Annotated in this window: 15 protein-coding genes; 9 read left to right on the top strand and 6 right to left on the bottom strand. The window is 43.1% G+C overall.

The features are described from left to right. Nucleotide 1: 1 nt before the first annotated feature. The 9 genes from BLQ87_RS13545 (at nucleotide 2) to BLQ87_RS13505 (ending at nucleotide 16816) form a co-directional block, all read left to right on the top strand. Nucleotides 2–1696, top strand: coding sequence for a LamG-like jellyroll fold domain-containing protein (locus BLQ87_RS13545; RefSeq protein WP_074607500.1), 1695 nt, complete (start codon nucleotides 2–4; stop codon nucleotides 1694–1696). Nucleotides 1697–1722: 26 nt separating this feature from the next. Further along, on the top strand, nucleotides 1723–2697 hold the full coding sequence (locus BLQ87_RS13540; RefSeq protein WP_143010440.1) for a hypothetical protein: 975 nt from the start codon (nucleotides 1723–1725) through the stop codon (nucleotides 2695–2697). Nucleotides 2698–2713: 16 nt separating this feature from the next. Further along, on the top strand, nucleotides 2714–3763 hold the full coding sequence (locus BLQ87_RS13535) for a PKD domain-containing protein (protein WP_074607495.1): 1050 nt from the start codon (nucleotides 2714–2716) through the stop codon (nucleotides 3761–3763). Nucleotides 3764–4199: 436 nt separating this feature from the next. After that, nucleotides 4200–6425, top strand: a complete 2226-nt coding sequence (locus tag BLQ87_RS13530) for a glycoside hydrolase family 95 protein (protein WP_216857821.1) — start codon at nucleotides 4200–4202, stop codon at nucleotides 6423–6425. Between the two features lie 35 nt (nucleotides 6426–6460). Then, nucleotides 6461–8830: a glycoside hydrolase family 36 protein gene (locus tag BLQ87_RS13525; protein ID WP_143010439.1), complete on the top strand. Its 2370-nt coding sequence runs from the start codon at nucleotides 6461–6463 to the stop codon at nucleotides 8828–8830. A 9-nt stretch (nucleotides 8831–8839) separates the two neighbouring features. Next, nucleotides 8840–11161: a GH92 family glycosyl hydrolase gene (locus tag BLQ87_RS13520; RefSeq protein ID WP_074607492.1), complete on the top strand. Its 2322-nt coding sequence runs from the start codon at nucleotides 8840–8842 to the stop codon at nucleotides 11159–11161. Between the two features lie 8 nt (nucleotides 11162–11169). Next, nucleotides 11170–13509 carry a family 20 glycosylhydrolase gene (locus tag BLQ87_RS13515; RefSeq protein WP_218129455.1) on the top strand — a complete coding sequence of 780 codons (2340 nt, stop codon included), beginning with the start codon at nucleotides 11170–11172 and terminating at the stop codon, nucleotides 13507–13509. A gap of 35 nt (nucleotides 13510–13544) precedes the next feature. Beyond that, on the top strand, nucleotides 13545–14954 hold the full coding sequence (locus BLQ87_RS13510) for an alkaline phosphatase PhoX (RefSeq protein ID WP_074607490.1): 1410 nt from the start codon (nucleotides 13545–13547) through the stop codon (nucleotides 14952–14954). 11 nt (nucleotides 14955–14965) lie between these two features. After that, nucleotides 14966–16816 carry a glycoside hydrolase family 97 protein gene (locus tag BLQ87_RS13505; protein WP_074607488.1) on the top strand — a complete coding sequence of 617 codons (1851 nt, stop codon included), beginning with the start codon at nucleotides 14966–14968 and terminating at the stop codon, nucleotides 16814–16816. A 71-nt stretch (nucleotides 16817–16887) separates the two neighbouring features. Here the strand turns inward: BLQ87_RS13505 and BLQ87_RS13500 are convergent, their stop codons facing one another. The 6 genes from BLQ87_RS13500 to BLQ87_RS13475 all read right to left on the bottom strand — a co-directional run bounded on the left by BLQ87_RS13500 (nucleotide 16888) and on the right by BLQ87_RS13475 (nucleotide 25769). Beyond that, entirely contained in the window at nucleotides 16888–18036 is a 1149-nt protein-coding gene (locus BLQ87_RS13500; protein ID WP_074607486.1) for a TlpA disulfide reductase family protein, read from the bottom strand. Nucleotides 18037–18580: 544 nt separating this feature from the next. Next, nucleotides 18581–19429, bottom strand: a complete 849-nt coding sequence (locus tag BLQ87_RS13495; protein ID WP_074607484.1) for a hypothetical protein — start codon at nucleotides 19427–19429, stop codon at nucleotides 18581–18583. Between the two features lie 12 nt (nucleotides 19430–19441). After that, the gene (locus BLQ87_RS13490) at nucleotides 19442–20749 is read right to left on the bottom strand and encodes a beta-barrel domain-containing protein (protein WP_083361850.1); all 1308 of its coding nucleotides are present in this window, start codon (nucleotides 20747–20749) and stop codon (nucleotides 19442–19444) included. A gap of 1 nt (nucleotide 20750) precedes the next feature. After that, on the bottom strand, nucleotides 20751–22946 hold the full coding sequence (locus BLQ87_RS13485; protein WP_074607481.1) for a peptidase domain-containing ABC transporter: 2196 nt from the start codon (nucleotides 22944–22946) through the stop codon (nucleotides 20751–20753). Between the two features lie 27 nt (nucleotides 22947–22973). Continuing rightward, nucleotides 22974–24338, bottom strand: coding sequence for a glycosyltransferase family 25 protein (locus BLQ87_RS33190; RefSeq protein WP_143010438.1), 1365 nt, complete (start codon nucleotides 24336–24338; stop codon nucleotides 22974–22976). Nucleotides 24339–24380: 42 nt separating this feature from the next. Next, nucleotides 24381–25769, bottom strand: coding sequence for a TlpA family protein disulfide reductase (locus BLQ87_RS13475; protein ID WP_074607479.1), 1389 nt, complete (start codon nucleotides 25767–25769; stop codon nucleotides 24381–24383). Nucleotides 25770–25807: the final 38 nt, after the last annotated feature.

Here is a 25807-nt window from a genome sequence, read left to right as displayed (position 1 = left end):
CATGAAAACAAGCCACCACAATAAAAAATCCAGGAAGTTATCCTGGTTCTGCATCGGTCTTCTTGCGATACTAGGAGCCTGTAATCAGCCTTTTGACCGGATGATTCCGGAACGGGAGCATACAGATTCCCCTGATGTTGCCTTTGGTAAAACTAAAGTGCTGTATATCATTGTCGACGGTGCAAGGGGAACTTCCGTGCAGAATGCACAACCTGCAAACCTCAAAAGTTTATTGCCTGCTTCTATTTATTCCTGGAACGGAATTTCTGACATAGATGCAAGCACCAATGCGGCCAGTTACGCGACAATGTTGACCGGAGTGAAAGCAGGGAAACATGGCATAAAGTCAGATGACTTTTCTGCCAATCACCTGGCAGAGTTTCCAGTCCTGTTCAAACGGATCAAAGCAGCAGATCCTGCTTTAAAGACGGCGGTGTATACGACTTCTCCGTTGCTTAAAACTAACCTTTCTACGGATGCGACGCTTAGTCAGCAGCTGGGTGATGACGCAGCAGTTAAATCAGCTGTGATCACAGATCTTGAAAAGGATCAGTCCAGTCTTGTTGTTGCTCAGTTTTCAGGAGTAGATGTGGCCGGTAAGAGCTCCGGTTATGACCTTTCTTTTCCCGCCTACAAAGCTGCCATTCTTCAGTTCGATGGCTATGTTGGGGAAATGATTGGCGCCCTAAAAAAACGGCCTAAATATAAAGAGGAGAAATGGCTTGTGGTGATTTCTTCAAATAAGGGTGGAATGTTTACCTTACCTCCAAATGAAAATGACAATACCATTTTTAGCAATACGGAAGTCAATACCTTTACCATTTTCTATAATCCCGCTTATACCACCCGGATTCTAACCAAACCTTTTCTGGGTACTAAATTCCCGGGCAACTTTGTACGTTTTTCCGGGGACCTGAAAGCCGTAAATGCCGCCAACGACAATTCCATTTATAATTTCGGCGAATCAGATTTTACCATAGAAATAAAGGTAAAGAAGAATGCGCTTAATTTTTCCTATCCAAGTATCGTTGGAAAACGAAGGGACTGGACCCATGGTGATATTGGATGGAATATCTTTCTGGAAGGCCCTTACTGGATGTTAAATGCAAGGGGGAACAAAAATGTAACCCGACAGGTGAAGGGGGCAGATATGCCTGCAGGCACCTGGAATTCCATAGCTGTGGTTTGCGTAACAAAAAACGCAAAACGTTATATCCGGACTTTTACTAACGGGAAATTTAACATAGAATCAGAAATTACAGATTTAGGACTTTTTGACAATAATTTTCCGGTGACCATAGGGAAGTACCCAAGTAACGGCGCTATGGATGGTTATCTAAGTGATGTTAAAATCTGGAAAACTGCAATTCCAGATGCAACAATTGCCCAGTTTGCCTGCGATGGTTATATCGATAAAGGACATCCTTATTACGATTATCTGATCAGCTACTGGCCTATGACTGATGCTACGGGAACCAGCTTTAAAGATGAGGGCATCGCAAAAAATGACCTGATACTTCAGGGTGGAACGGTAACCTGGCAAAATCTGGCTGACCTGATCTGCTCGCCACCTGCCACGAATCTTACCGCACTGGTACCTGGTACCGTCGATATTCCGGCTCAGATTTACAGCTGGTTAAGGGTTCCAAGACAGGAAAGCTGGCTATTAGACGGACGGGCATGGCAGGACCAATAATGAGGATAGAATTAAACTTAAAGATAATGAAGAAACTAAATAACAGTATTTATACGTGTTTTCTCCTGGCGCTGGTTGTCCTGGCCCAATCCTGTAAACGGGATAAACTGGAGGACTTTGGCGCTAAGGAAGGAATTCCGGCAAGTGTTTCTGTAAAAGGACTTTCCGGAGAGATTAAGAAAGATGCCGAGAATGTAAGGATCCCTGTCGAAATCCAGCTTTCCAGCAGCGCATCTCAGGCTTTTGACGCACATGTGGCATTGGACGACAATGCAGTGACCACGGCCATCGCTGGCAATTTGTTGCCAAATACCTTACTCATGCCCGGCGGATTAATTGTGGTTCCCCAAGCGGTGACCGTCCCTTTCGGTACAAAAAGTGCCGTATTTGAGGTAGTCATCAGTGTTACCGCTCTGGAGAAATTTTACTTTAGTGGTAAAAAAGTGGCCTTTGCATTGAAATTGACTGACGTTGCCAAGGGGAATACCATAGATGAGAAAAAACACACAGGAATAATTTCTGTAGACCCTATGGAGGTGATTGCAGCCAGCGCAATGCATGCAGTTTCAATCGCAAATGGTGGCGGTGGCACATTGGATGTTTCCGGAACGAGCAATTATGTACCTAGTGTGGCGTCCATTGGCATCCCTCTGGGGGTATCCCTGTCTGGAGCGGCCTCCCGTTCTTTTACCGTTGATGTAGCAGTAAACAGCGACACTGTTGCAGTACTGAAGACAAATGGGGTTCTTCCTGCAGATGCGGTCATCATGCAGCGCGGAGAATTTGAACTACCTGTTCAGGTGGCAGTAGATCAAAGCAGCAATACTGCTAAACTGGAGGTGACGGTTTCTTCAGAAACGCTGTTGAAATATAGAAACAATAAAATCGCATTGGTCGTTCAGTTAACCGGAAGTAGCAGACATGTAGTCCACCCGGTGAAAAGAACCGCGATCCTGCTGATTGATCCGGCCAGTATTATTATCGCAAACAATTATAAATAATTAAGAAATCCAACTCATGAAAAAGAAGAATACCCTTTTGGCATTTTCTATTCTTTTGGCTTTTATACTGCTTTCTGGCGGGTGTAAAAAGGCATTAGAGCCAACTGTTACTGAAGCCGACGAACCTAAACCAACAGTAACAGGTCTGGCCATCACGGGGCCGGTTAGTCAAAAAGATCCTTTTACCTACGTTTTTACCGGTCAGATCGGTAACTATAAGGAAGTGATCTGGTCTTTTGGTGATGGGACCACATCTTATGAAAAGGATGTGACACATACCTATTTAGCACCTGGTATTTATAAAGTGGTGCTGAAGGCTCAGAACACATTGGGCTATTGGGCCCAGCAGGAAGGACAAGTGATCATTCGCCCCGAGGATATCGTTAATTTTACCGCAGAAGCTCAACCAGATGGAACGCTTAAATTGCAGGCTGCAATGCCTGCAGAAATTCAGACTTATGCCTGGTATGAAGGAACCCTGACTACTGGTCTGCCGATCAGTACGGCAGCATCTTTGAATATTCCCATGCTCAGTACGGTCAGCTTTAAACAGATGACGCTTAAGATTAAAACTACAAAGGGAGCTGAAGCAACTTATACAAAAATAGTGACCAATGCCGGTGTGTTAAATGACGTTACCGCTCAAGGAGCCAGCCTGACTGTTTCAAATGAGAACTCTTCAGGACCATATTCCAGCGAAGGTTCATTAAAGCTGATAGATGGATCAAATACTACAAAATTTTTTATTGGCGGTGGTTATAGCAGTGAATTTTGGGCACAACAGAAACTTAGAACTCCTGTAGCCGTTAATGCATACGTATTTGTTTCGGGAAACGATGCAAAAGAAAGAGATCCTAAGAACTGGGATCTTCTAGGCTCTAACGACGGTTTGACCTGGGTGATATTGGATTCCCGTGCTGACATCATCAGCGATGTCCGTTATGAAACCAGGGTCTATAGTTTTAGCAATTCAACTGCTTACAGTCATTACCGCGTTAACATCAAAGCAGTAAGATCAGGAGGGGCAATGCAATTAGAAGAATGGAGGTTAATGAGCACTTTGTAGTCTGTTTTAATCTTGTTGTTGAACCCTTAGATCTGAAAAATGCTAAAAGCAGGTATTTGGGCAAAAATAGCATCAGTATTGAGCAATTTAGATTAAGTTAAGTAGGCCGGGAATTATTTATTTTAGCGCTTGATAAACTGATTGGTGACTTATCCGGAATACCCCCCCCCACGTCCGGTATAATTCACCTCTCGGTTTATCTATGCATACAAATGAACCCTGGAAATAATCCGCAGAAAAGCTGAACAAACATGATTGCAGACTTTACAATTCACTTGCGGTTTCGGCTGCATGTTGTCGTACTTGCAAAGTGCCTTAAGGTACTTTGCTTTTTGTGTTTGTTGGAAGCAAACAGCGGTGCTCAAACCCATATCTCTTTTTTCAGGAAAATAAAATGAGCTGGGCGAATATCTTGTCCAGGAAAATAGCTTTGCTAATGAAAATAATGAAATATTTTAAGTACGTACTTCTTTTTCTGCAATTGGCAGCAGTTGTTACTGTGAAAGCCAATACCGCAAATGATGATAAAATATGGTACCTCAAGCCTGCGGAAAAATGGGATGCCGAAGCCTTGCCTATTGGTAACGCCCGCATGGGCGCGATGTTATTCGCCGGTATTCAAACTGAACGGATCCAGTTTAATGAACAAAGCCTCTGGTCCGGAGATAACAACTGGGACGGTGGTTACCAGACTGGTGATCGTGGATTTGGTTCTTACCGGAACTTCGGTGAGTTTAGCCTGAATTTTGACCGGATGGCGGGGGCAAAAGCTTACCGCCGGGAATTGAACATCCGGACAGGCGTTCACCGGACTACATTTGTGGTAAACGGAGTCACCTTTACCCGTGAGGCCTTTGCCAGTTACCCAGATCAGGTGATGGTTTTCAGGTATACCGCCAGTAAAAAAGGCGCGCTAACCGGCAAAATTGCGATACAGTCTGCACAGGGTGCACTGAGTATCGCAAATGTGGATGGATTAAGTTTCGATGGGCAAATGCCCAATCATTTGAAATATGGGGCAAAGTTAAAACTGTTAAGGGATGGCGGAACGGCTGATGTAGAAGGCAATACCCTGGGCTTTAAAAACTGTAATTCAATTACCTTGTTCCTGGATGTACGGACCAATTATAAGCCTGATTATCAATCTGGATGGCGGGGAGCGGATCCAATGCCAGTAATCGACAAAGAACTGGCTGCAGCGCAAAAGCTCAGCTACGCCAGGTTGTTAAACCGCCATATTCATGACATTACCAGACTAACTAATGCTGCAGGCATTCGTGTAGGGAAAACGGAGCAAACGCAGCTAAACCTGCCCACCGATGCCAGGTTAAAAAAATATGCAGATGGCGTTAAAGATCCGGATCTTGAAGCACTGCTTTTTCAATATGGCCGTTACCTTCTGGTCAGTTCTTCAAGGCCAGGTGGATTACCGGCCAATCTGCAGGGTTTATGGAACAACAGCAATACGCCTGCATGGGCCAGCGACTACCACAACAACATCAATATTCAGATGAACTACTGGGCTGCAGAGTCTACCAATTTATCGGAATGTCATGTACCCCTGATTGACTTTATCGTGGCCGGGCAGGAACCTTGCCGGATCGCCACACGTAAAGCATTCGGAGAAAAGACCCGGGGATGGACGGCAAGGACGAGTCAGAGTATTTTTGGAGGAAATGGTTGGGAGTGGAATATTCCGGCCAGTGCCTGGTATGCCCAGCATGTTTTTGAGCATTGGGATTTTACGAGAGATAGATCGTACCTGAAGGATACCGCTTATCCTGTCCTGAAAGAAATTTGTCAGTTTTGGGAAGACCGTTTAAAACTTTCCAAAGACGGGAGTCTGATGGTGCCCAATGGCTGGTCACCTGAACATGGTCCGAGAGAAGATGGAGTGATGCACGACCAGCAACTGGTCAGGGATTTATTTCAAAATTACCTTCAGGCCGCTCAGGCATTGGGTACAGACACCGCTTATCAAAGAAAGATCGCTTCGATGCAGCAGCAGCTTGCGCCAAATAAAATAGGTAAATGGGGACAGTTGCAGGAATGGCAGGAAGACCGGGATGATCCGGATGATCAGCACCGCCACACTTCCCACCTTTTTGCGGTGTTTCCGGGACGTGAAATCAGCAGGAAGAATACCCCGGAGTTGGCAAATGCCGCTATTATTTCTTTAAGAAGCAGGAGCGGAAATTATGGTAAAAATATAAATACGCCTTTTACTGTTGAATCTACGGTAGGCGATAGCCGACGCTCCTGGACCTGGCCATGGAGGTGTGCTTTATGGGCAAGATTGGGTGAGGGCGAAAAGGCCGGAATGATGATCAGAGGACTGCTTACCTATAATATACTACCCAACTTATTTGCCAATCATCCTCCTTTCCAGCTGGACGGAAATTTTGGGATCAGTGGGGCGATGGCAGAGATGCTATTGCAAAGCCATGCCGGAGAAATTCAATTGTTACCTGCCATTCCAGCAGAATGGGCCTCAGAAGGTGCTTTTTATGGGCTTAAAGCAAGGGGAGGATTTACCGTGAACTGCAAGTGGTTAAATGGAAAAGTAACTGGTTATCAGATTTATTCAGAAAAACCTGAGAAAATAAAAATCCATATCAATGGTGTGGTGAAAGAAGAGTTTTCTGTTAAATTTAAAAGATAAACCAATCCATACCTAAACCACATAAACCAAACATAATGAACCGATTCTTTTTACATTCAGCGGCAATCGTCTTTTGTGCTTTGACTTTCCAGAGCCCAATGGCGAAAGCATCCGCTCCTCACACTGAGCTTCGGGAGGGGAGCAGTAACCGCATTGGCAATTCTGCTTTAATGCTGATTTATAATCCCCAAACCCGTGATTTTAACCTTAGCTCGAAGTCTACGGGGAAGCTATTTGTGAAAAAACTGGTTCCAAACCTGAATTTCAGGGAAGTTGCCAATACGAAAGTGACGGATCCTGTCTTTGGTACTGGTCAGGCTTTAACCGCAATTGGTGCTGACGGGTCCTCGGTATCTTTTGTCCTGTATCCCTCGCAACCATTTCTTTTTATCACTCAAACGGTAAAAAATACCGGAAATAACATCCTTGACCTTCCAAAACTAAACCCGGTTTCCTTTTTGGTCGATTTGGGAAAACCCATTAACAAGTTAAAAACACTGGGAACCGGCGGACTACTGGATCCGGATAAAAATCCGGGAAGTTATGTCTTTCTGACCACCGTTGATCCCGCATCAAGAAACGGAGTGGTAACGGGCTGGCTAACCAATGAAAAAGGAAGTGGTGTATTATTTTCCCAGGTTAAAAACAACCTGGTTGAAATCAACCCACAGATTGATTATGGTCGTTTTAATATCTCTGCGGCTAAAGCAGAAAATACAGAAACCTTGCTGATCGGCTATTTTGACGATGCGCGTCTGGGTGAAGAACAATTTGCCGATGCAATCGCCAAAAAGCAACAGATTAAGCTGAAGCCAAGAACTGCTGTTTATTGCACCTGGTATTCTGAAAAAAATGGAGGTGCCGGCACCGAATCTGAAACGATTAAACTGGCCGGTTTTATTAAAAAAGAATTGAAGCCTTTTGGCTTGGGCGTACTTCAGATCGATGACCAATGGCAGGCCGGGGGGCAATATAATGGTCCGCACAGAGGCTTTGACCGGGTAGATCCGAAAGGTGGTTATCCCAACGGAATGTCGACCACTGCCACTGCCATTAAAGACGCGGGCCTAACGGCAGGAATCTGGTGGATGCCTTTTAGCCGCAATCATCAGGATCCTGAATATAAAGACCGTCAGCATTGGTTTGCACAAAGAAAAAACGGGAAACCTTATGAAACCACCTGGGGTGGGACTTCTCTTGACCTGACCAATCCGGAAGTTCAGGAACACCTTGCCCATTATGCCAGTACGATGCAAAAATGGGGCTATGACTACTTCAAAATGGACGGATTATGGACTGGAACCGTTACTGAACAGATTTACATTAATGACGGTTACAAGAATGACAGCATAGGAAACAATAAGCCCTTGTTCGATCCATTTAAAACGCAGATCGAATCATTTAGAGATGGTTTGAAAATCATCAGAAAATGTACGGGTGAAAATATGTTCCTTTCCGGATGCTGTGTCAGCCAGAACATGAGGTCTTTCGGTGCGTCTATTGGCCTGGTCAATGCCATGCGTATCGGACCTGATTTTAACCATGATGGACAAAGTATCCGTACAGGCGCAATTCGTGCCTCGAGGCTTTATTTCTTCAATGGAAGAGTATGGTGGAATGACCCGGATCCTTCTATGTTAAGAGAAAAAGGCAAATCAACAGCCGATGGCGCGGCAGAGGGAATTGGCAGTCTGACAAGGGCGCGCTTGCTTCCATCTTTCGTTGCAGTTTCAGGACAATTCTTTTTAAGCAGCGACTGGCTTCCTGATCTGCCATCGGACCGCTTAGAAATTATGAAGCGTTGTATGGCTTCACATAACGGAACAGCAAGGCCGGTTGATGCTTTTGATAAAATGCTGCCTTCCATCTGGCTGGCAAAAGATAAAAAATCAGGTACAGACCGTACGGTATTAGGCTTGTTTAATTGGGAAACCAGTGCTCAAAAGATCCGTACCTCTCTGAGCTATGCCGGATTAAATGATAAAACCCATTATTACGCCTTTGATTTCTGGGGAAATAAAGTGCTTCCGGACATCAATGGCTCAATTGAAGAAACACTCCCTTCAGAGTCCTGCAAGGTCATCGCCCTGCGCGCCAAATCAAATCATCCGGTGGTGGTATCTACCTCTCAACACATCACTCAGGGGATGATTGATCTCCAAAAAGAAGAATGGAAGGGGGAAACACTTTCCGGAACGAGTAGCGTCATTGCTGGTGACCGTTATGAAATGCGTATCGCCGGAATGAATGATGGCGGCAAATGGAAGCTCGATAACGCTGCTGTTGGAGATAGCAAAGGAGTAACCATTGAAGTATTGCCCCGATCCGAAAAAGGATGGCTTAGTGTAGTGATTAAGAGCAGGGAAAGTCAGACCGTAAAATGGAAGCTGAAATTTAAAAAGTAGAAATGATATATGATGCGACGAAATAATTATAAAAAAATCTTACCACTCTTTTTGTTTGTAGCCTCGATGCAGGCGGCATATGCCCAGAAACAGCCTGTAGAATATGTGAACCCTTTTATTGGTGCCAGTACCAGCATTGCCAAGGCGGGAGACGGTGCCGGATTGGGTAAAACCTTTCCAGGAGCTGCGAGTCCCTTTGGCCTGGTTCAGTTAAGTCCCAATACCATTACAGGAGGAGACAACGGCAGTGGGTATAGTTACGAGCACAATACCATTGAGGGCTTTGCGTTTACCCAAATGAGTGGGATTGGCTGGTATGGTGATCTTGGGAATTTTTTGGTGATGCCCACTACCGGGCCATTGAAAACTTTTGCCGGTAAAGAAGATGGTAAAGAGAAAGGGTACCGTTCGCATTATGATAAGTTAACAGAAAAAGCGGGGGCGGGTTATTATGCGGCAACCTTAACTGATTACAATATTAAGGCCGAAGCTACCGTAGCACCGCATAGCGGGATGCTACGGCTTACTTATCCTGCAGGAAAGCAGTCGCGCATCCAGATTGACCTTGCCCGGCGGGTTGGCGGTACCTCTACAGAGCAGTATGTCGAGGTGGTGGATGATCACACAATTCGCGGCTGGATGAAGTGTACACCGGAAGGTGGTGGTTGGGGTAACGGTGATGGAAAGCCTGATTATACGGTTTACTTTCATGCCGTGCTCAGTAAACCATTAAAGAATTATGGGGTATGGACTGCCGATATACCTGATGGACAAAGACGTAAAAGAGAGCATGTGACCAGCGATGCTTATCAGAATATCGTGAAAAATGCCAAAGTTGTATATGGGGTAAAAAAAATGCAGGGGAAGCATCTTGGCTTTTTCTCAGAGTTTGAGACCGGGAAGAATGAACAGGTTTTTTTAAAAACAGGAATTTCATTTGTAAGCATGGAGGGGGCAGAAAAGAACCTTCAGGCCGAAATCAGGGATTTTAATTTTGACGCAGTTCATAAACAGACACAGGCGCTTTGGAACCAGGCTTTGAGTAAAGTCAAAGTTACCGGAGGAACCAAAGATGAAAAGACCATCTTTTATACCGCACTTTATCATACGATGATCGACCCGCGCTGTTTTACCGATGTAGACGGGCGATATGTCGGAGGTGATCAGAAAATCCATCAAACCGATAAGTTTGTAAAGCGCACGATTTTTAGTGGATGGGATGTGTATCGGAGCCAGTTTCCCTTACAGAATATCATCAATCCCAATGTCGTAAATGACATGGTAAATTCGCTGGTAGAACTGGCAGATGAAAACGGACAGCATTATTTGGAACGTTGGGAGTTTTTAAATGCTTATAGTGGTTGTATGACGGGAAATCCAGCAGTTTCGGTCATGGTGGATGCCTATAATAAAGGGATCAGGAAGTTTGATGTCGACAAGGCCTACCTTTATGCAAAAAACACCTGCGAGAAGTTTGGTAATGGAGATAGAGGACATTCCGGTCGGATTTCGGAAACACTGGAACATGCTTATTTTGAATGGAATCTTTCTATGCTGGCAGACAGCCTGGGTAAAAAAGAGGATGCTGCATTGTACTTTAAGCGCTCTAAAAGTTATAAGAATATTTTCGATACTTCAATTAATTGGTTCAGACCAAAAAACAACGATGATTCATGGGCAAAACTTCCTAAAGAAGGAATACTTGCAATGGGCTTTGGCTGCGCTGAAAGTAACCCTTATCAGCAGGGATGGTTTGTACCACATGACATTGATGGATTAGCGACATTACTTGGTGGCAGCGAGCGTACGGCTGCTGAGTTGGTGTCGTTTTTTGAAAAAGCACCGGCATCTATGAAATGGAATGACTATTACAACCATGCCAATGAGCCTGTACACCTTGTTCCATTTATGTTTAATAAGCTGGGGAAGCCTTATCTTACTCAGAAATGGGTGAGCGAAATATGTAAAAGAGCTTATAAAAACTCGGTAGAGGGATTGGTTGGCAACGAGGATGTCGGACAAATGTCGGCCTGGTATGTATTGGCAGCAAGCGGGCTTCATCCTTCATGTCCGGGAGAAAATCGTTACGAAATTTTCAGCCCTGTATTTGATAAGGTAGAAATAAAGACGGATAGCCAGTATGCTAAGGGAAAAACTTTTACGATTCAGGCCCACCATAATTCTGCGCAGAACAAGTACATTCAATCTGCAAAATTGAATGGAAAGGTATATAACAAGTGTTATATAGACTTTGCTCAAATTATAGATGGAGATCGTTTAGAATTATTTATGGGAGCAGAACCCAATACTTCATGGGGAGTTTCTAAATAAAACAAGATATGATATATTTTATGTTAAAAAGATCGGCTGCAATTGCAGCTTGTTTAGCGTTCATGACGACAGCCGGGAGGGCGCAGGAAGAAAAGCTGACCAGTGCTGATTCAGTTGCCTTTAAGTCGATCGTTTCAGGCTTGTCATTTCCTGATAAGCTAGCCCAGGGTACACCGCAATTGAGCCTTCCAAAGGTTGCTCAGGGATATGAACTTTCGCTTTACGGTTCAAGTAGAAAACCGGTTATAGGTCTAGATGGCAAGGTGTATCAGCCTTTAACCGAGTGTGAGGTTCAATTGGTATTTAAGCTAAAGAATAAGGGAAATAACCGTTCCTACGAATTTCCACATACAGTAAAAGTAGCAGGCCGGTATCCCGCGGAACCGGGCGCAAATCAGCAGCCCTTTGTGATCCCTTCTCTAAGGGAATGGAAGGGCGGAACTGGTTTATTTAAATTGTTATCTACTAGCCGCATCGTCGTCGTCAAGCCCAGGGACTGGGCGCTTTTAGCACCGGCAGCGAGGATCCTGCTCAGTGATCTTAAAAAATTAACGGGTCATGCTGCTTTAAGCATTACTACAGCTAAAGCAAAGCCGGGAGACATCATTCTTGATCTCAACCCTCAGCTGAAAAATTTAGGAGAGGAGGGTTATACCCTGGATATTGATCAGACCATCCGCATCAGTGCAGCCTATTATAAAGGCGCTTTTTGGGCGACCAGGACGATTTTGCAATTGCTGGAACAAGATCCTGCTCATCGCACGATCGTAAAGGGGAAGGCGCATGATTATCCAAAATACGAAGTAAGGGGCTTAGTGCTCGATGTTGGCCGTAAGTTTTTTACGCTCGACTTTCTGAAACATTATGTGAAGATGATGGCCTATTATAAAATGGGTGATTTTCATATTCATTTGAATGACAATGGATTCAAGCAGTTTTTTGGCGGCGACTGGGACAAAACCTATTCTGCATTCAGGCTGGAGAGTTCCACTTTCCCTCAGCTGACTGCTAAAGACGGTCATTATACAAAGGCAGAATTCCGGGAGTTACAGAAAACGGCACAGTTGTACGGTATGCGTATTATTCCGGAAATTGATGTCCCTGCACATTCCCTGGCTTTTACCAAAGCCTTTCCTGAGATCGGAAGTAAAGCTTATGGAATGGATCACCTGGACATCAATAACCCCAAAACTTACGAGATCATAGATCAGGTTTTTAAAGAATATATCGAAGGAAAAGATCCTGTTTTTGTAGATCCTGAAGTTCATATCGGAACGGATGAATATGCGAAAAAAGAAGCGGAAAGTTTCAGGGCCTTTACAGATCATTACATCCGTTTTGTACAAGGTTTTGGCAAAAAGGTACGCCTGTGGGGTGCATTAACGCATGCACAAGGGAATACAAAGGTGAGCGTAGAAGGAGTGACGATGAATGCCTGGTACAATGGTTATGCGGAGCCTAAAGAAATGGTTCGCCTGGGTTACGACCAGATCAGTACTCCGGATGGATGGTTGTATATCGTTCCTGCAGCAGGCTATTACTATGATTTTCTGAATATCAAACACCTCTATCAAAGCTGGGAACCGAATCAGATCGGTAAAGAGGTGTTTTTGATGGGACATCCCAAAATAAGAGGAGGAATGTTTGCGGTATGGAATGACCATGTGGGTAATGGGATTACGATGAAAGATGTCCATCAACGGGTTTTTCCGGCGATGCAGGTTTTGGCGGAAAAGATGTGGACGGGAAAGACAGATCAGTCTGACTGGGCTTCGTTTGCGGGGAACAGTGCCAATATCGCAGAAGGACCTGGCCTGAATATGCGTGCACTTGTTCGTTCTTCAGGCGCGGATTCTCTGGTTTTAGTGAATGGCAAACCTGCTAAGGGATTTGAGACCTTATCGTTGCCACTTAAAGAAATAGGTTACCCATATTCGGTTTCTTTTACCCTGAAGCCAAATCCGGGCAACAATAACGGGGTGACGCTGTTTGAAACTGAAAATGCCAGGGTATTTATGGATCAGAAAGACGGGCTGAAAATTGGTTTTAGCAGGGAGAATTATACGGATCTTTTTGATTTTGTATTTACGCCCGGCAGCAGCTATAAAATTGTACTTACTGGAAATGAAAAAGGTACCTGGTTGTACGTTGATGGAAAACTGGTGCAGAAAATGGAAGGCAAAAAGATCAGCTTTGAAAATACAGATGGTAAAATCAGCAGAATGCAAACCCTGGTATTTCCATTAAGCAGGCCTCTCGACCCTAAGTCAAAGGGCCTGGTTTCGGATGTTAAAGTTTACAATAAGCGCCTGAACGAATCCATGATTACTGATTCGTCTCAGAAATAAATTAAGACACGCATAAAACACACATAAGACACACAATGGACAATTCAAGAAGGAGTTTTATTAAAAACACGGGCCTGGTAAGTCTGGGCTTTATCGGATTAAACAATTATGCGGCAAATGCCGCAATGGATATCTTTTCTTTATCTGATGCGGGAATAGGTTTCGGCCCGCTTAGTTACCGCGAAGGGGATGTACTGAGCCTTCCCAAAGGTTTCGTCGCAAAAGTTATTTCCCGCAAGGGAGATCAGATGGCGGATGGTTTGTTGGTACCTGGTATGTACGATGGAATGGGATCGTTTGCGGTTAAGGGCAAAACGATATTGATCAGAAATCATGAAAACGTTCCTGGTGCAGATGAATTAGGTCCGTTTGGCAAGAATCATGAACTGATCCATAAAATCGATAAGGATAAGATCTATGATTTTGGTAAAGGTAAGGATCTGTGTGTGGGCGGAACTACCACGTTGGTGTACGATGAGCAAAAACAGCAGGTAGAAGCGCAATACCTCAGCTTAATTGGTACGATCAGGAACTGTGCCGGTGGCATCACGCCATGGAAATCATGGATCACCTGCGAAGAAAATACTTTTAAAGCTGCGGCCGGCGACAATAGTCTGGAAAAAGACCACGGTTTTAATTTTGAAATAGCCGCAACAGACCGCGTTGGAATTGCCGATCCGCATCCCATTAAAGACATGGGCCGGTTTACGCATGAAGCGGTAGCGGTTCAACCTAAAACAGGTATCGTTTATCAGACTGAAGATGAAGGAAACAGTCTTTTTTACCGCTACCTTCCAAATGCTTACGGGAAGTTACATAAGGGCGGAAAATTACAATGTCTTGCGATCAGGGAGTGGAAAAGCGCAGATACGCGAAATTATGGGAGCTTAACGACCAACCGTTTCCCTGAAAAGAAGTCTTTTGAAGTGGAATGGATAGACCTGGAAGATGTGCAGGCCCCGGATGGCGACCTGAGGTTAAGAGGATTTGATCTTGGGGCCGCAAGGTTTTCAAGAGGTGAGGGGATATGGTATGGTAAAAATGAATTGTTTTTTGCCTGTACTGATGGAGGTACAACCCGGAGGGGGCAGATCTTTAAATATACACCCAGTAAATTTGAAGGACAAAGCCGGGAAAAAGAGGCACCGGGAACACTGGAACTTTTTCTGGAACCTAATAATGTAGAGACCTTTCAGAATTGCGATAACCTGACCATCGCGCCCTGGGGAGACGTGATCATTTGTGAAGACAAGCATGATCCTAGAATTATCGGAATTACCCCTCAGGGAAAAACCTATGTCATTGCAAAAAATGTAGGTTATCGGAATTCGGAATTTGCTGGTCCGGTATTTTCACCAGGTGGTAATACGCTTTTTGTGAATATCCAGTCGCCAGGCCTGACATTGGCGATCACCGGGCCCTGGAAAAAAGGTCCAATTCTATAATATAAGCCTATATGAAGATGAAACTATTTTTTGTTGGCTTATGTATGCTGATCGCAGGTACAGCGTTCGGACAATCCACGCACGCAAAGTCCTGGCCTGTTACTGTACAGTCGCCGGACAAACATTTGCAGTTGCAATTTAAAATGAACCCATCGGGAGAAATCTATTATGATTTCCAGGCCGATGGAAAAGCAATGCTTCAGTCTTCCAGAATAGGACCTGAGGTTAAAGGAATCCCGGTTTTTAAAAGCAAACAAATCCGGTCGGTAAAGAGCGTATGGAATCCGGTATGGGCCAAACGGAGCGTAGTACCTGATGTATATCAGGAACTTACCCTTGTGTTTGATCTGTTTACGATTAAAGCCCGCTTGTACAATGATGGCATTGCTTTCAGATATGAGCATGCAAATGCAGAAAAGGAAATGACCACATTTAATTTTGCCGGTAACTTCAGTGCATGGTATTACAACGGTGAAAATCATAACATTGGTCCTGAAAAACTACAGGATGCCGATGGAGAGCGACTACCCGTAATGACCATAAAGGCAGGTGAGAAGGCTTTTATGGCCGTCCATGAAGCGGCATTGGAAAGTGGGGAACCGTTACGCCTTAAAGCACAAAAATCATTAGTATTCGGGGTGCCCTCACATCGGGGAAAGGCCTGGCGGGTAATTTTATATGGCCGTACACCGGGAGATCTTGTTGATACTCATCTGATTGAATTGTTGAATCCTGCACCTGCAGCCGGCTCGGATTTTTCCTGGGTAAAACCTGGCGTAGCGGTTTGGGACTGGCGAATCAATGGTGCGGTAGTTGATGGATTCAAGTATGAGATGTCACTGCCTTCCTGGAAACGCATGGTTGATTTCGCTGCGGAGAACAAAATGAAAGCATTGGTACTCGACGCCGATTGGTATGGTCCGGAATTTAGTAAAGATTCAGATCCTATGAAAGGTGGAAAAGTGGATCAGGTAAGGCAGATCATTGCATATGGTAAAGAAAAGGGCCTGAAAGTATGGCTGTATCTGAATGATGTAGGAGGAAAGAAATTTCCATTGGAAGCGACTTTAAAACAATATGGTGAATGGGGGGCAGGCGGTGTGAAGTATGGTTTTATGAATGGCAGTCCGGAAGAGAAAAATCTGCATACACAACTCGTTACCCGATTGTGCGCAGAAAATCATCTGCTCGTTGATTTTCATGACGGCCCTGTGCATCCTTACGGACAAATGCGTACCTGGCCCAATGCCGTGACCAGAGAATACGATCAGGCACAATCCGATGGTCATAAGGTCTTTCAACCCAAAACATTTGCAACTGCTGTTTTTGTCAACATGGTTGCCGGTCCTCTGGATATGAACAATGGCGCTATGGATATGGTGCAGAAAGGAAGAGTGGACAATTCGCAGCCTGTTCCTGCTACCGTTACCGCGGAAGCAGCTCGGACGTTGATCGTTTTTTCGGGCGCAACTATCATTCCGGATATTCCTGAGTACTATAACAAGTATCCTGAGCACCTGAAGTTTATCAGTGCACAAAAAATGCCATGGAAGGAAAGCAAGACCTTAAGCGGAGAAATCGGTGAATACATCTTGATGGCACGCAAATCAGCAGAAGGCAACTGGCTGATAGGAGCGGCAGGTAATGAAAACGCAAGGACCATTCGCATTCCGCTCAATGTACTGGATAAAGGAACCTATGAAGCCCTGATCATAAAGGATGGAAAGGATGCAGACTTTAGAACGAATAAAGAAAGCTATACCACCGAAAAAAGAATCGTGAACAAATCCACGATATTGGAGGTAAAACTGGCAGCAGGAGGTGGGGCTTGTATTTTGTTGCAAAAGTCCAAAGTCTTATAAGATCAAAATGCCCGTAAAAAACAGTATCGACAAACCAATTGGCTTGTGGATACTGTTTGATCATAAAAAAATTATAACACTTCTTTCAATTTGTTCATTAATTGGGTTCCTCTTAAATTTCTTGCTATAATTTTGCCTTCCTGATCAATTAAAAAATTCATAGGTAGAACGGTTATTCCATATTTTTTCCCTGTTTCACTTTGTATCCCTTTCAAATCGGATACTTGCAGCCAGGGTAACTGATCTTCGTTTATTGCCTTTAACCAGGAACCCTTATCGGTATCCATTGATATGCTAATGATTTTAAAACCTTTAGCCTGATAACTGTTGTAGGCTTTAATCAAATTGGGATGTTCCATGCGACAGGGGCCGCACCAACTCGCCCAAAAATCTATTAGTGTATAGCTTCCCTTATTAGCCTCCAATGACATCAGCTGCCCTTTTAAATCAGGTATGTTAAATGAAGGGGAAATACGACCTACTGCGGTTGATTCATAAGATTGTATCATTTGCAGCAATGCTTTGCCGTATGGCGATTCTTTTACGGTGGTCGTTAGCAGATCATATATAGTTTTAACTGTAGCGGGATCGGCATTTACCAGATTTATATTAGCGATATAGGCAGAAACCAAAGAATTTGGAAACTGAATCACATAAGCCTTAACAACATCATGAATCTGCTCATTAACTAATGGATATCGGGCGTTCAAACTATCGAGCTTTTTGTGATCTGATTTTTTTGTACGACCTATTTCATCAATAATTTTTGTTGTTTTCTTATTTATTGGGTCTGCTTTTTTTTTAAAAGCATTATACTCATCCTGGGCACTGGTTCCAAAAGCAGTAAGTGGAGATCGCCAATCAAATTCACCTTCAATATAAAGATGCCCGGAAGACAAAATAAAAGGGCCTTTATAGGTAATTGAAGGCAATATTTTTCCTTTTTTATCTTTATTAGGTATCCCTAAAATAAAAGGTGCTATTCCCGAAATTTTTCCTGAGAAACTAAATTCTCCATTGATTACCAGGGCAGAGTCCGTTCTCATATCCTTTTTAAGCTTATCGGTATGGCTTAAATAAATCCATCCATTATTATAATTGCGAATTTTACCGGTAATCGAGTAATTATCTGCAGTGTCAATCTGAGCAGTTAATGCTTTTGTATAATTACTTGTTGAGAATAGTATCAAAAATATTCCAGTTAGCAGCGTTTTGATCATTTTTTTAGAATTTAGCCAAATATTACTCCTTGCTTGTCCCTAATGAGGATATCATAAACAGAAGATAAGTAAGGATACTTATCTTCTTAAATTCAATAATTAATTCATTGTGCAACCCGTGCAACTATCAAGTGGATCCAATGCATTAAAATAGGCGGAGCCACAAACATCAACACAAAGATCATGAGAACTTCTCTTTGTATACCAGCAGGTAGTAGGACCGCTATGGCAGGAGCACTGGACACATCGTCCCTCAAGCGTACTACCACCACCACCTAAAACTTTTTTCAATTGACTTCTTGTAAGTGGTTCGTCTTTCTGAAAGGCAGAAGCATTTAAACTTAATTTTTTCATAATTTTGTATAAAATTTAATAAAATAGATTTTGTATCCCTGTCACGCCGGGATACTTTAAGCGGCATGTTTTTATAACATCATGCTGGTTATGGGCTGTTCTGTTGCAACTGGCAGCCCTTTCTTGTACAAGATCTTTAATCACTTAAAACAGTCATGGTTCAGGGATATCGCAGACCTCAGTATACGACCTAAGCCTTATAACTAAAGAGTCTTTCAAAAAAGCCGGGCTGATGAATTGGGATATCTTCTGCCGCTCCGGAAATGAGCTTGTCCCAGTATTGATAATCAAGCAATTCCCGCTTCAGGGGTTTTTCTTTTGCTTTGCCGATCAGGTCCTGTAATTTTTCCCTATCTCTAAGCTCAAGCGCATTTTCTAAAATAACGATAGGAAGATGATCGTAAATTTCTGAATATATCGGATAGTCGCCACTTTTAATCGTGACCGGAATCCTCCGGCAATAGAGTACTTCATATAACCTATGCGTATCTATCCCATTGCCTATAGGGCAAAGCGTTGCCTCATGAGCTAAAACCCTGTCGATGAAGGTTGCATAATCCAGATTGGGCTCATCAAGTGTAATAAATTCCCTTCCTGCACAAATTTCCTTTATCGGGGAGCGGTGTTTGATATTGGTTTTGATGTTGAAATTTGCGTACAGAAGTTTTGAGATCTCCTGTTTCTCTGGCTTGGCCCAGACCTCATTTAACAATTCTATTTTTTGCCAGACATGTTGCCAGGCTACACCATGTCCTGGTCTTTTGTTGCTAAATGAGTTTTCTAAACCGATAGGTAGGGACCTTAATTTATCATGGTATACCAGATTGTTTTGACAATACCAGGTATGAATGTTATCAGGCATGAGCGAAACAAGGCCGGGACTGATGCAAAAATCGCTGTTACCTGAAATCAGGATCACTTCATTTTTAATCTTTTGTATGGCCTTAAACTCCGTTACCAGGAAATCAGTCTTACAAAAAACAATATTTTTATTGTTGTGTAAACTGCCGAACTTATTTAATTGCAGTAAGTCTATCATAAGGTCTCAAGATTAGTTACTATTCAATATCTTGGTTATATTTCTTAAAAAACGTTGCAGCAACGTACTCTCTTCAGTAATGATTTCGGCCTCGGCCTGCATCCCGTTTTTAAGTACGATCTTATGCTCCGGATCTTTATTTTCAAATCGTTCAAATCCAATTTTTGCAATAAAAACGCTATCCTTAAATGCGACTTCTGAGATGTAATTTACCTTAGCCCTGATGACGCCATACTGTTCAAAGGGATAACTCTTCATCTTTACCAGGGTCCGTTGTCCAACCTTCACTTTTCCCATATTATACTGCGGTATATACACCTCTCCAAAAAAATCTGTATTCGCAGGATTGATCATGAACAGCTCCTGACCAGCATTCACTGTCTGGTTTTCCTGCACAATACCTGCATAACCCACTTTACCGGCTACCGGTGCCCTTAAAATATACTGGTTGATCCAGCCTTCGGTTTCGGTTAGCATGTTATTTAGCGACTGCACAAACTTGGCCCGTTCATCCTGTATGGTATGCTCCAGATCCAGGATCTCCTTTTGTTTGGCCGCATAGCTGCTGTTGTTGTTCAACAAGGCGGTAACACTCTGCTGCAAGGGGTACTTGCCCGAGAGGTATTTATTTTCCTGCTGCTTGTATTCGCTGGTAGAAACGACTCCTTTCTGGTACAGCTTTTTGTAGGCATCAAACTCCTGCTCCACATTGGCGTATTCCTGCTCCTGTATTTTCTGCTGGCTGATGATTTGTTCCTTTAGCTTTTGAATTTCCTTCAGGTCCTTCTCCAGGTACTTTTTGCTGTTTAGGTAATAGCCTCCGTTCTGTGCAGAAACGTATTGGAGATATTGCTGGTGAAAATTCTGATAAGCCGACTGCAACTCGCCCAGGTTCAGGTTTTTCAGGCTTAAGCCTGTTGTCGTTCCTTTACGTTTTAAGCTGTCGCTAAGCCCGGTCAGCTCCTGATGCAGTTTCAGTACATCGCTGTGATTGGCCGTACTTTCCATAAAAGCGAGGGGCTGGTACTGCGTTACACTGCTGCCTTCTTTGGCCAGCAGTGCCACAATCTTTCCGGTCTGCTTCACCAGCACGGTTTTGGGCGCATTCAGGGAGTTCACTTTTAAATTGGTCTTTACCACATCAGGATATTGTATAAAGGCCGAGATGCCCACAATCGTAAGCAGGATACAAAAGATCAGCGCAATCCCTCTTCGCAAGATCCATGACGGAACAGCGGTAATAATTTCCTGAACTTCTTCACTATTTACTTCCAGTACGTTCAGTCCGGAATCTATCATTTTCTCTTCTTCCATTTCCATCTTATACCCCCAGTTCCAATTGATTTTTCACCAGTTGATAGTATTCGCCATTGCGGCTCACCAGTTCCTGGTGACTACCTTGTTCTATGATGATGCCTTTATCCAGTACAATGATGTTATCGGCGTTTTTTACTGTGCTCAGGCGGTGCGCCACTACAACCACAGTCCGGCCTTTAAAGAAGGTCTCCAGATTCTCCATAATTACTTTTTCATTATTGGCATCCAGGGCATTGGTTGCCTCATCAAAGAAGATGTATTCAGGATCTTTATACACTGCCCGGGCAATCAGCATACGCTGACGTTGCCCCTGGCTAATCCCATTACCTGCAGCGCCGATCTTGGTGTTGAGTCCTAAAGGCAATTCTTCTATAAAGTCACTGATATTGGCCACCTTGATCGCATGAAGCAGCTTCGTCATATCCGGATATTCATCACCTACAGCGATGTTGCGCGCAATGGTATCCGAAAAGATAAATCCATCCTGCATCACAATGCCACATCTGCTCCGCCAGTAACGATACCCAATTTGCTGTAAATTGGTATTGCCCACTTTAATTTCCCCTTTCTGGGGTTCATAAAAGCGGAGCAGCAATTTTAAAATCGTGGTCTTGCCGCTTCCACTCATCCCTACAATCGCAGTTGTTTTTCCTTCGGGGATGTCCAGACTGATGTTGTCCAGCACGGGTTCATTGCCTGCTCCCGGATAAGTAAAGCTCAGGTTTTGCAGACTCAGGCTTTTAATTAGGGGCAACTCGCTTAAAAAGTTTTTTTCCACTGGTTCTTCGTCCTGCATTTCATGAATCTCGTTTAGTCTTTCCAGACTGATTTTTGCATCCTGAAAAGACTGCAGAAAGCCCAATAGTTGCTCTATCGGGCTGTTTAGCTGGCCCACAATGTATTGGATGGCCATCATGGCTCCCAAGGTTAATTGTCCATCGATCACTGTCTTTGCCACCATAAACGTAATCAGAATGTTCTTGCCTTCATTAATGAAAAAAGCTCCGAACTGCTGATATTGTCCCAATGCCAGGCTTTTCATACTGAACTTAAACAAGCCCGCCTGTATCCTTTCCCATTCCCAGCGTTTCTGCTGCTCACAGTTGTTGAGTTTAATCTCCTGCATCCCGCCAATCAGCTGTACAATGTTGCTCTGGTTTTCAGATGAAATATCGAAACGTTTGAAGTCCAGCTCCCGCCTTTTCTTTAAGAAAAAGACGATCCAAAAGCTATAGATCACACTGCTGACCAGGAAAATAATGAAGATATTGACGTTATAATAGGCCAGTACAAATGAAAATATCACCAGGTTGAACAGCGAAAAAACAGTACTCAGTGAAGAGCCGGTTAAAAAGCTTTGGATCCTGCTTTGGTCGTTCATCCGCTGCATGATGTCACCTGTCATCTTGGTCTCAAAGAAGCTCATGGGCAGCTTCATCAGCTTAATCAAAAAATCAGTTAGAATAGAAATGTTTATCCTTGTGGTGATGTGTAGCAATATCCAGGAACGGATAAAATCAATACTCATTCTACCTAAGAACAGCATCACCTGGGCAATCAATACCACGTATACAAAACTAAGATTGCGGGTGTTGATGCCCGTATCCACAACAGATTGTGTTAAAAATGGCAGGATCAGCTGCAATAAACTTCCTACACCTAAGCCTACAAACAGCTGAATGATCAACTGCCGGTATTTTAAAAGATAGCCCAGCATGTAAGTTAAGCTCAGGCCTTTTTCCGGATCTCCTCCTTGTCTGTAAAAATCAGGACTGGGGGCAATCATCAGTGCAACACCTTCAGGATTTCCGTTATTCCGGGTGCTCGTCCAGCGCTTTGAAAACTCAGCTGCTGTATATTGGATCCGATCCTTTGCCGGATCTGAAATGGCGTAAACTTTTTTAGAGGTGCCTGAGATTTTGTACAACACCACAAAATGGTTCTGTTGCCAGTGCAGGATACAAGGCAAATCTATTTCCTGCAGTTTGCTCAGCGGAATTCTTAAACCTGTTGTTCTAAAGCCGATCTTTTCGGCGGCTTCACTGATTCCCAATAATGATACGCCCTGCCGGTTAATGCCAGAGACTTCTCTTAACCGCTGAAGGGTATAATTTCGTCCATAATGTTTGGCGATCATGCGTAAACAGGTAGGACCACAGTCCATTTGGTCTGGTTGTTTATAATGAGGGAATTTTTTCAAGTGTGCTGTAATTAATTAAATTAAACATCAAAGCCCCGGATGTTCCATGAGCGTCTTATTACTCATTTGAATGTCCATTGCTTTATATTTTTGATCAGCATTCGTTAGGGTATTCAATCTCAGATTTGAATCTTCAAAATGTTCAGGGATCTTCCGGCCCGGCTCATGATCACTGTTAGCGATACCAGAATAGCCGAAATCTTTTTGAACGGATATAAATGGATATAACACCATTTTATTACTGGTCATTTCAGAGAACTTCGCATCAGCCGTGTCGTTGTCACTGAAAGGTTCATCTAAAATGTTTTGGAAAAACGGCTTATAGATCACCATAAATTGTGCACGCTGGAAAGTATCGGTCCAAAGGCGGTTTTTGGTAACCGGGACTGCCTGTTCGAAACCGCCTATTCCACCTAATAACAGGTTTAGACCCTGTTGGTGTGCTTCAATAATATTCTTCAACAAATATGCTTTACGGTAATTTCCGGTAAACTCATGGTCGGCTGTACAAATAATAATGACGTCGTCATCATTTTGGATGGCTGAATGAATGACTTTGAGGATGCTATTCCATAAATCACGGGCTTTATTTGTATGCTGACAAGCCTCAATTATTCTAACCTCAAATTCATTCCGATGTTCAAATTGTTGGCTGATATGTTGCAATTGTTCCGGTCGGTCTGATCGGTTGATGATATAAGTTGGGATCGTAATATTTTCATATTCTTCTTCAATTGCGATATGGTCTTCAGGAACCTCCTGATAGTATCCTCTTATTTTAGCTAATTTGTGCAGCACTATTGAAGCATCTTTAAATAATTTGTTTACATAGCCTTTGGTATTATTTTTTGCGGTAACATCAGAGTAACCAAATTCTTTTTGGATAGAAATAAAGGGATACATCAAAAATTTGTTGTCCGTTAGTGTAGCGATTTTTCTATCCGTTATGTCGTGATCTTTAAATTCTGTTTCCAGAATTTTTCTGAAGAAATTTTTAAAAATAATTGTAAACTGTAATCCTGTAAACTGGTGCAGCCAAAATAAATTGCTACTTAGCTGCAAGGCCTCACCAAACCAGCTTACACCACCTGATAAAATATCAGCTCCATTCCTTTTTGCTTCTTCTATATCACTGATTAATTTGCTCCGGTTATACTCTTTTGTAAATTGATGATCGTCTTCACAGATCAGGATATAGTCCGTCTCATCTGGAGTCAGATGCTCAATAATATGCACAATGGTTCGCCATAAACCTACAGCACCATTTTTGTTTTCAACCGCCTTAATGATCTTTACATCAAATTCCGGCTTGTTATTAAATTGCTCAAGGCTATGTTGTTTACGTTCAATACGTTTTTCAACATTTATAATAAAAGTTTGGATCGGTTTCATAATCATGGTTGCGTAGGGGGGTACATCTATTAATTTCAGGCACTAATTTGAAGAAGCGATGATCTGTGAAAGCGCTTTTTTGAATTCAGTGTCTGAAGGCCTGGGGAAATCCGGATTGATAAACTCCCCTTTGGAGTTGATCAGAATATAGCGCGGTATACTTGGCAGTCCAAAACTTTTGAACAGGGGATTGTCTTTTGGCTTGATTAACTTATAATGATTGGTAGCTTTTAAAAGGCCATCGGCTTTCAAGGCCTTTTTCCAATCATTTACCTTATCATCTTCATCCGTACTGATACTGACCAATACCATGTTTTGACCAGCTAGATCAGCTTTTGCTTTTTCAAATAAAGGCGCCTCCTCCCTGCAGGGCACACACCAGCTTGCCCAAAAATCTATCAATAAGTATTTGTTTTTATTCTTGTCCAACAGCTGTTTAAAGCTTAATCGTTTTCCATCAGGGGCAATTAACATCACCTTATCCATGTTTTGTAATACCGGTAATATCTTTTTTCTCAAGGCAGCTAATTCCAGTGGAAAATCACCATCAAGATACTCGCTTAAGTCCTTATAGCATTGTGCCAATACGGCCGGGCTTTGCGCCTGTAAATCCGATAAAATATGACGGATGTAACCGAATGAAATATTTTTTTTCCAGCCCAGATCAAGAATCGCCTTTACCACCTTTCTGGTATCCTTTGAGTTCAGATGATCCCTGCGGATCATGTACATTACATATCCGCCAAAAAGTTGTGCAGCACCCGTTGATCTTACCAGCTGAATCTGATCCTTATCTTTTACAAGCCCCTCCATCTCTCCGCTTATTTCGTCAACTGTTTGGTTTTTTAGTGCCCAGGATACCAATCGAAAATAATAATCTGCCTTTGCAATGCTCAATAATATGGCTTGCTCATTCGGGTTTAACACACCGCTGCTGTAACTTTTTTCAATAGCAGATTGATTGTTTTGAAAAATTGATTTTGTTAAGGAAAGGCCCGTTCCCTTGTCTAAAAACATCTTATTTGATGCAGGTTGACCAGGGAATTCATAATAGAGGTTCATCGTATCCTCTATGAAAAACCTGATTCCTGCTATCAATTTCAATTTCCAATCCGTGCCGATCTCTAATCGGAGCGTATCATTCTCCGGTAAAATAAAACTCTGTTTTATCAAGCCGGAATTAACATATGCAGAATGGGTCAGCACCTGACCTGCGGCTAATTCAAGTGTCTGAGAAATTACAGTATCTTTTTTCGCAGGATTAGAAAATGCGATTAGTTTCTCATTAAATGCACTGTCACGATAAGCTAAAATCACATTGGCTATACCAGAGGGGAATTTTATCTGAATCAGTTTTTTTGGGGGCGATGCAAACAATGCATTTGAAAGCGTAAACAGGATAAAAAAACATCCGATAAAATTATTTTTCATAGTGGTACCTGATTAGTTCATCATATCATTGAAGAAGG

This window comes from Pedobacter steynii (assembly GCF_900103665.1).
Taxonomy (GTDB): Bacteria; Bacteroidota; Bacteroidia; order Sphingobacteriales; family Sphingobacteriaceae; genus Pedobacter; species Pedobacter steynii.
Note: the sequence above shows the minus strand (reverse complement) of the source record. Positions and strands in the feature narration are given on the sequence as shown.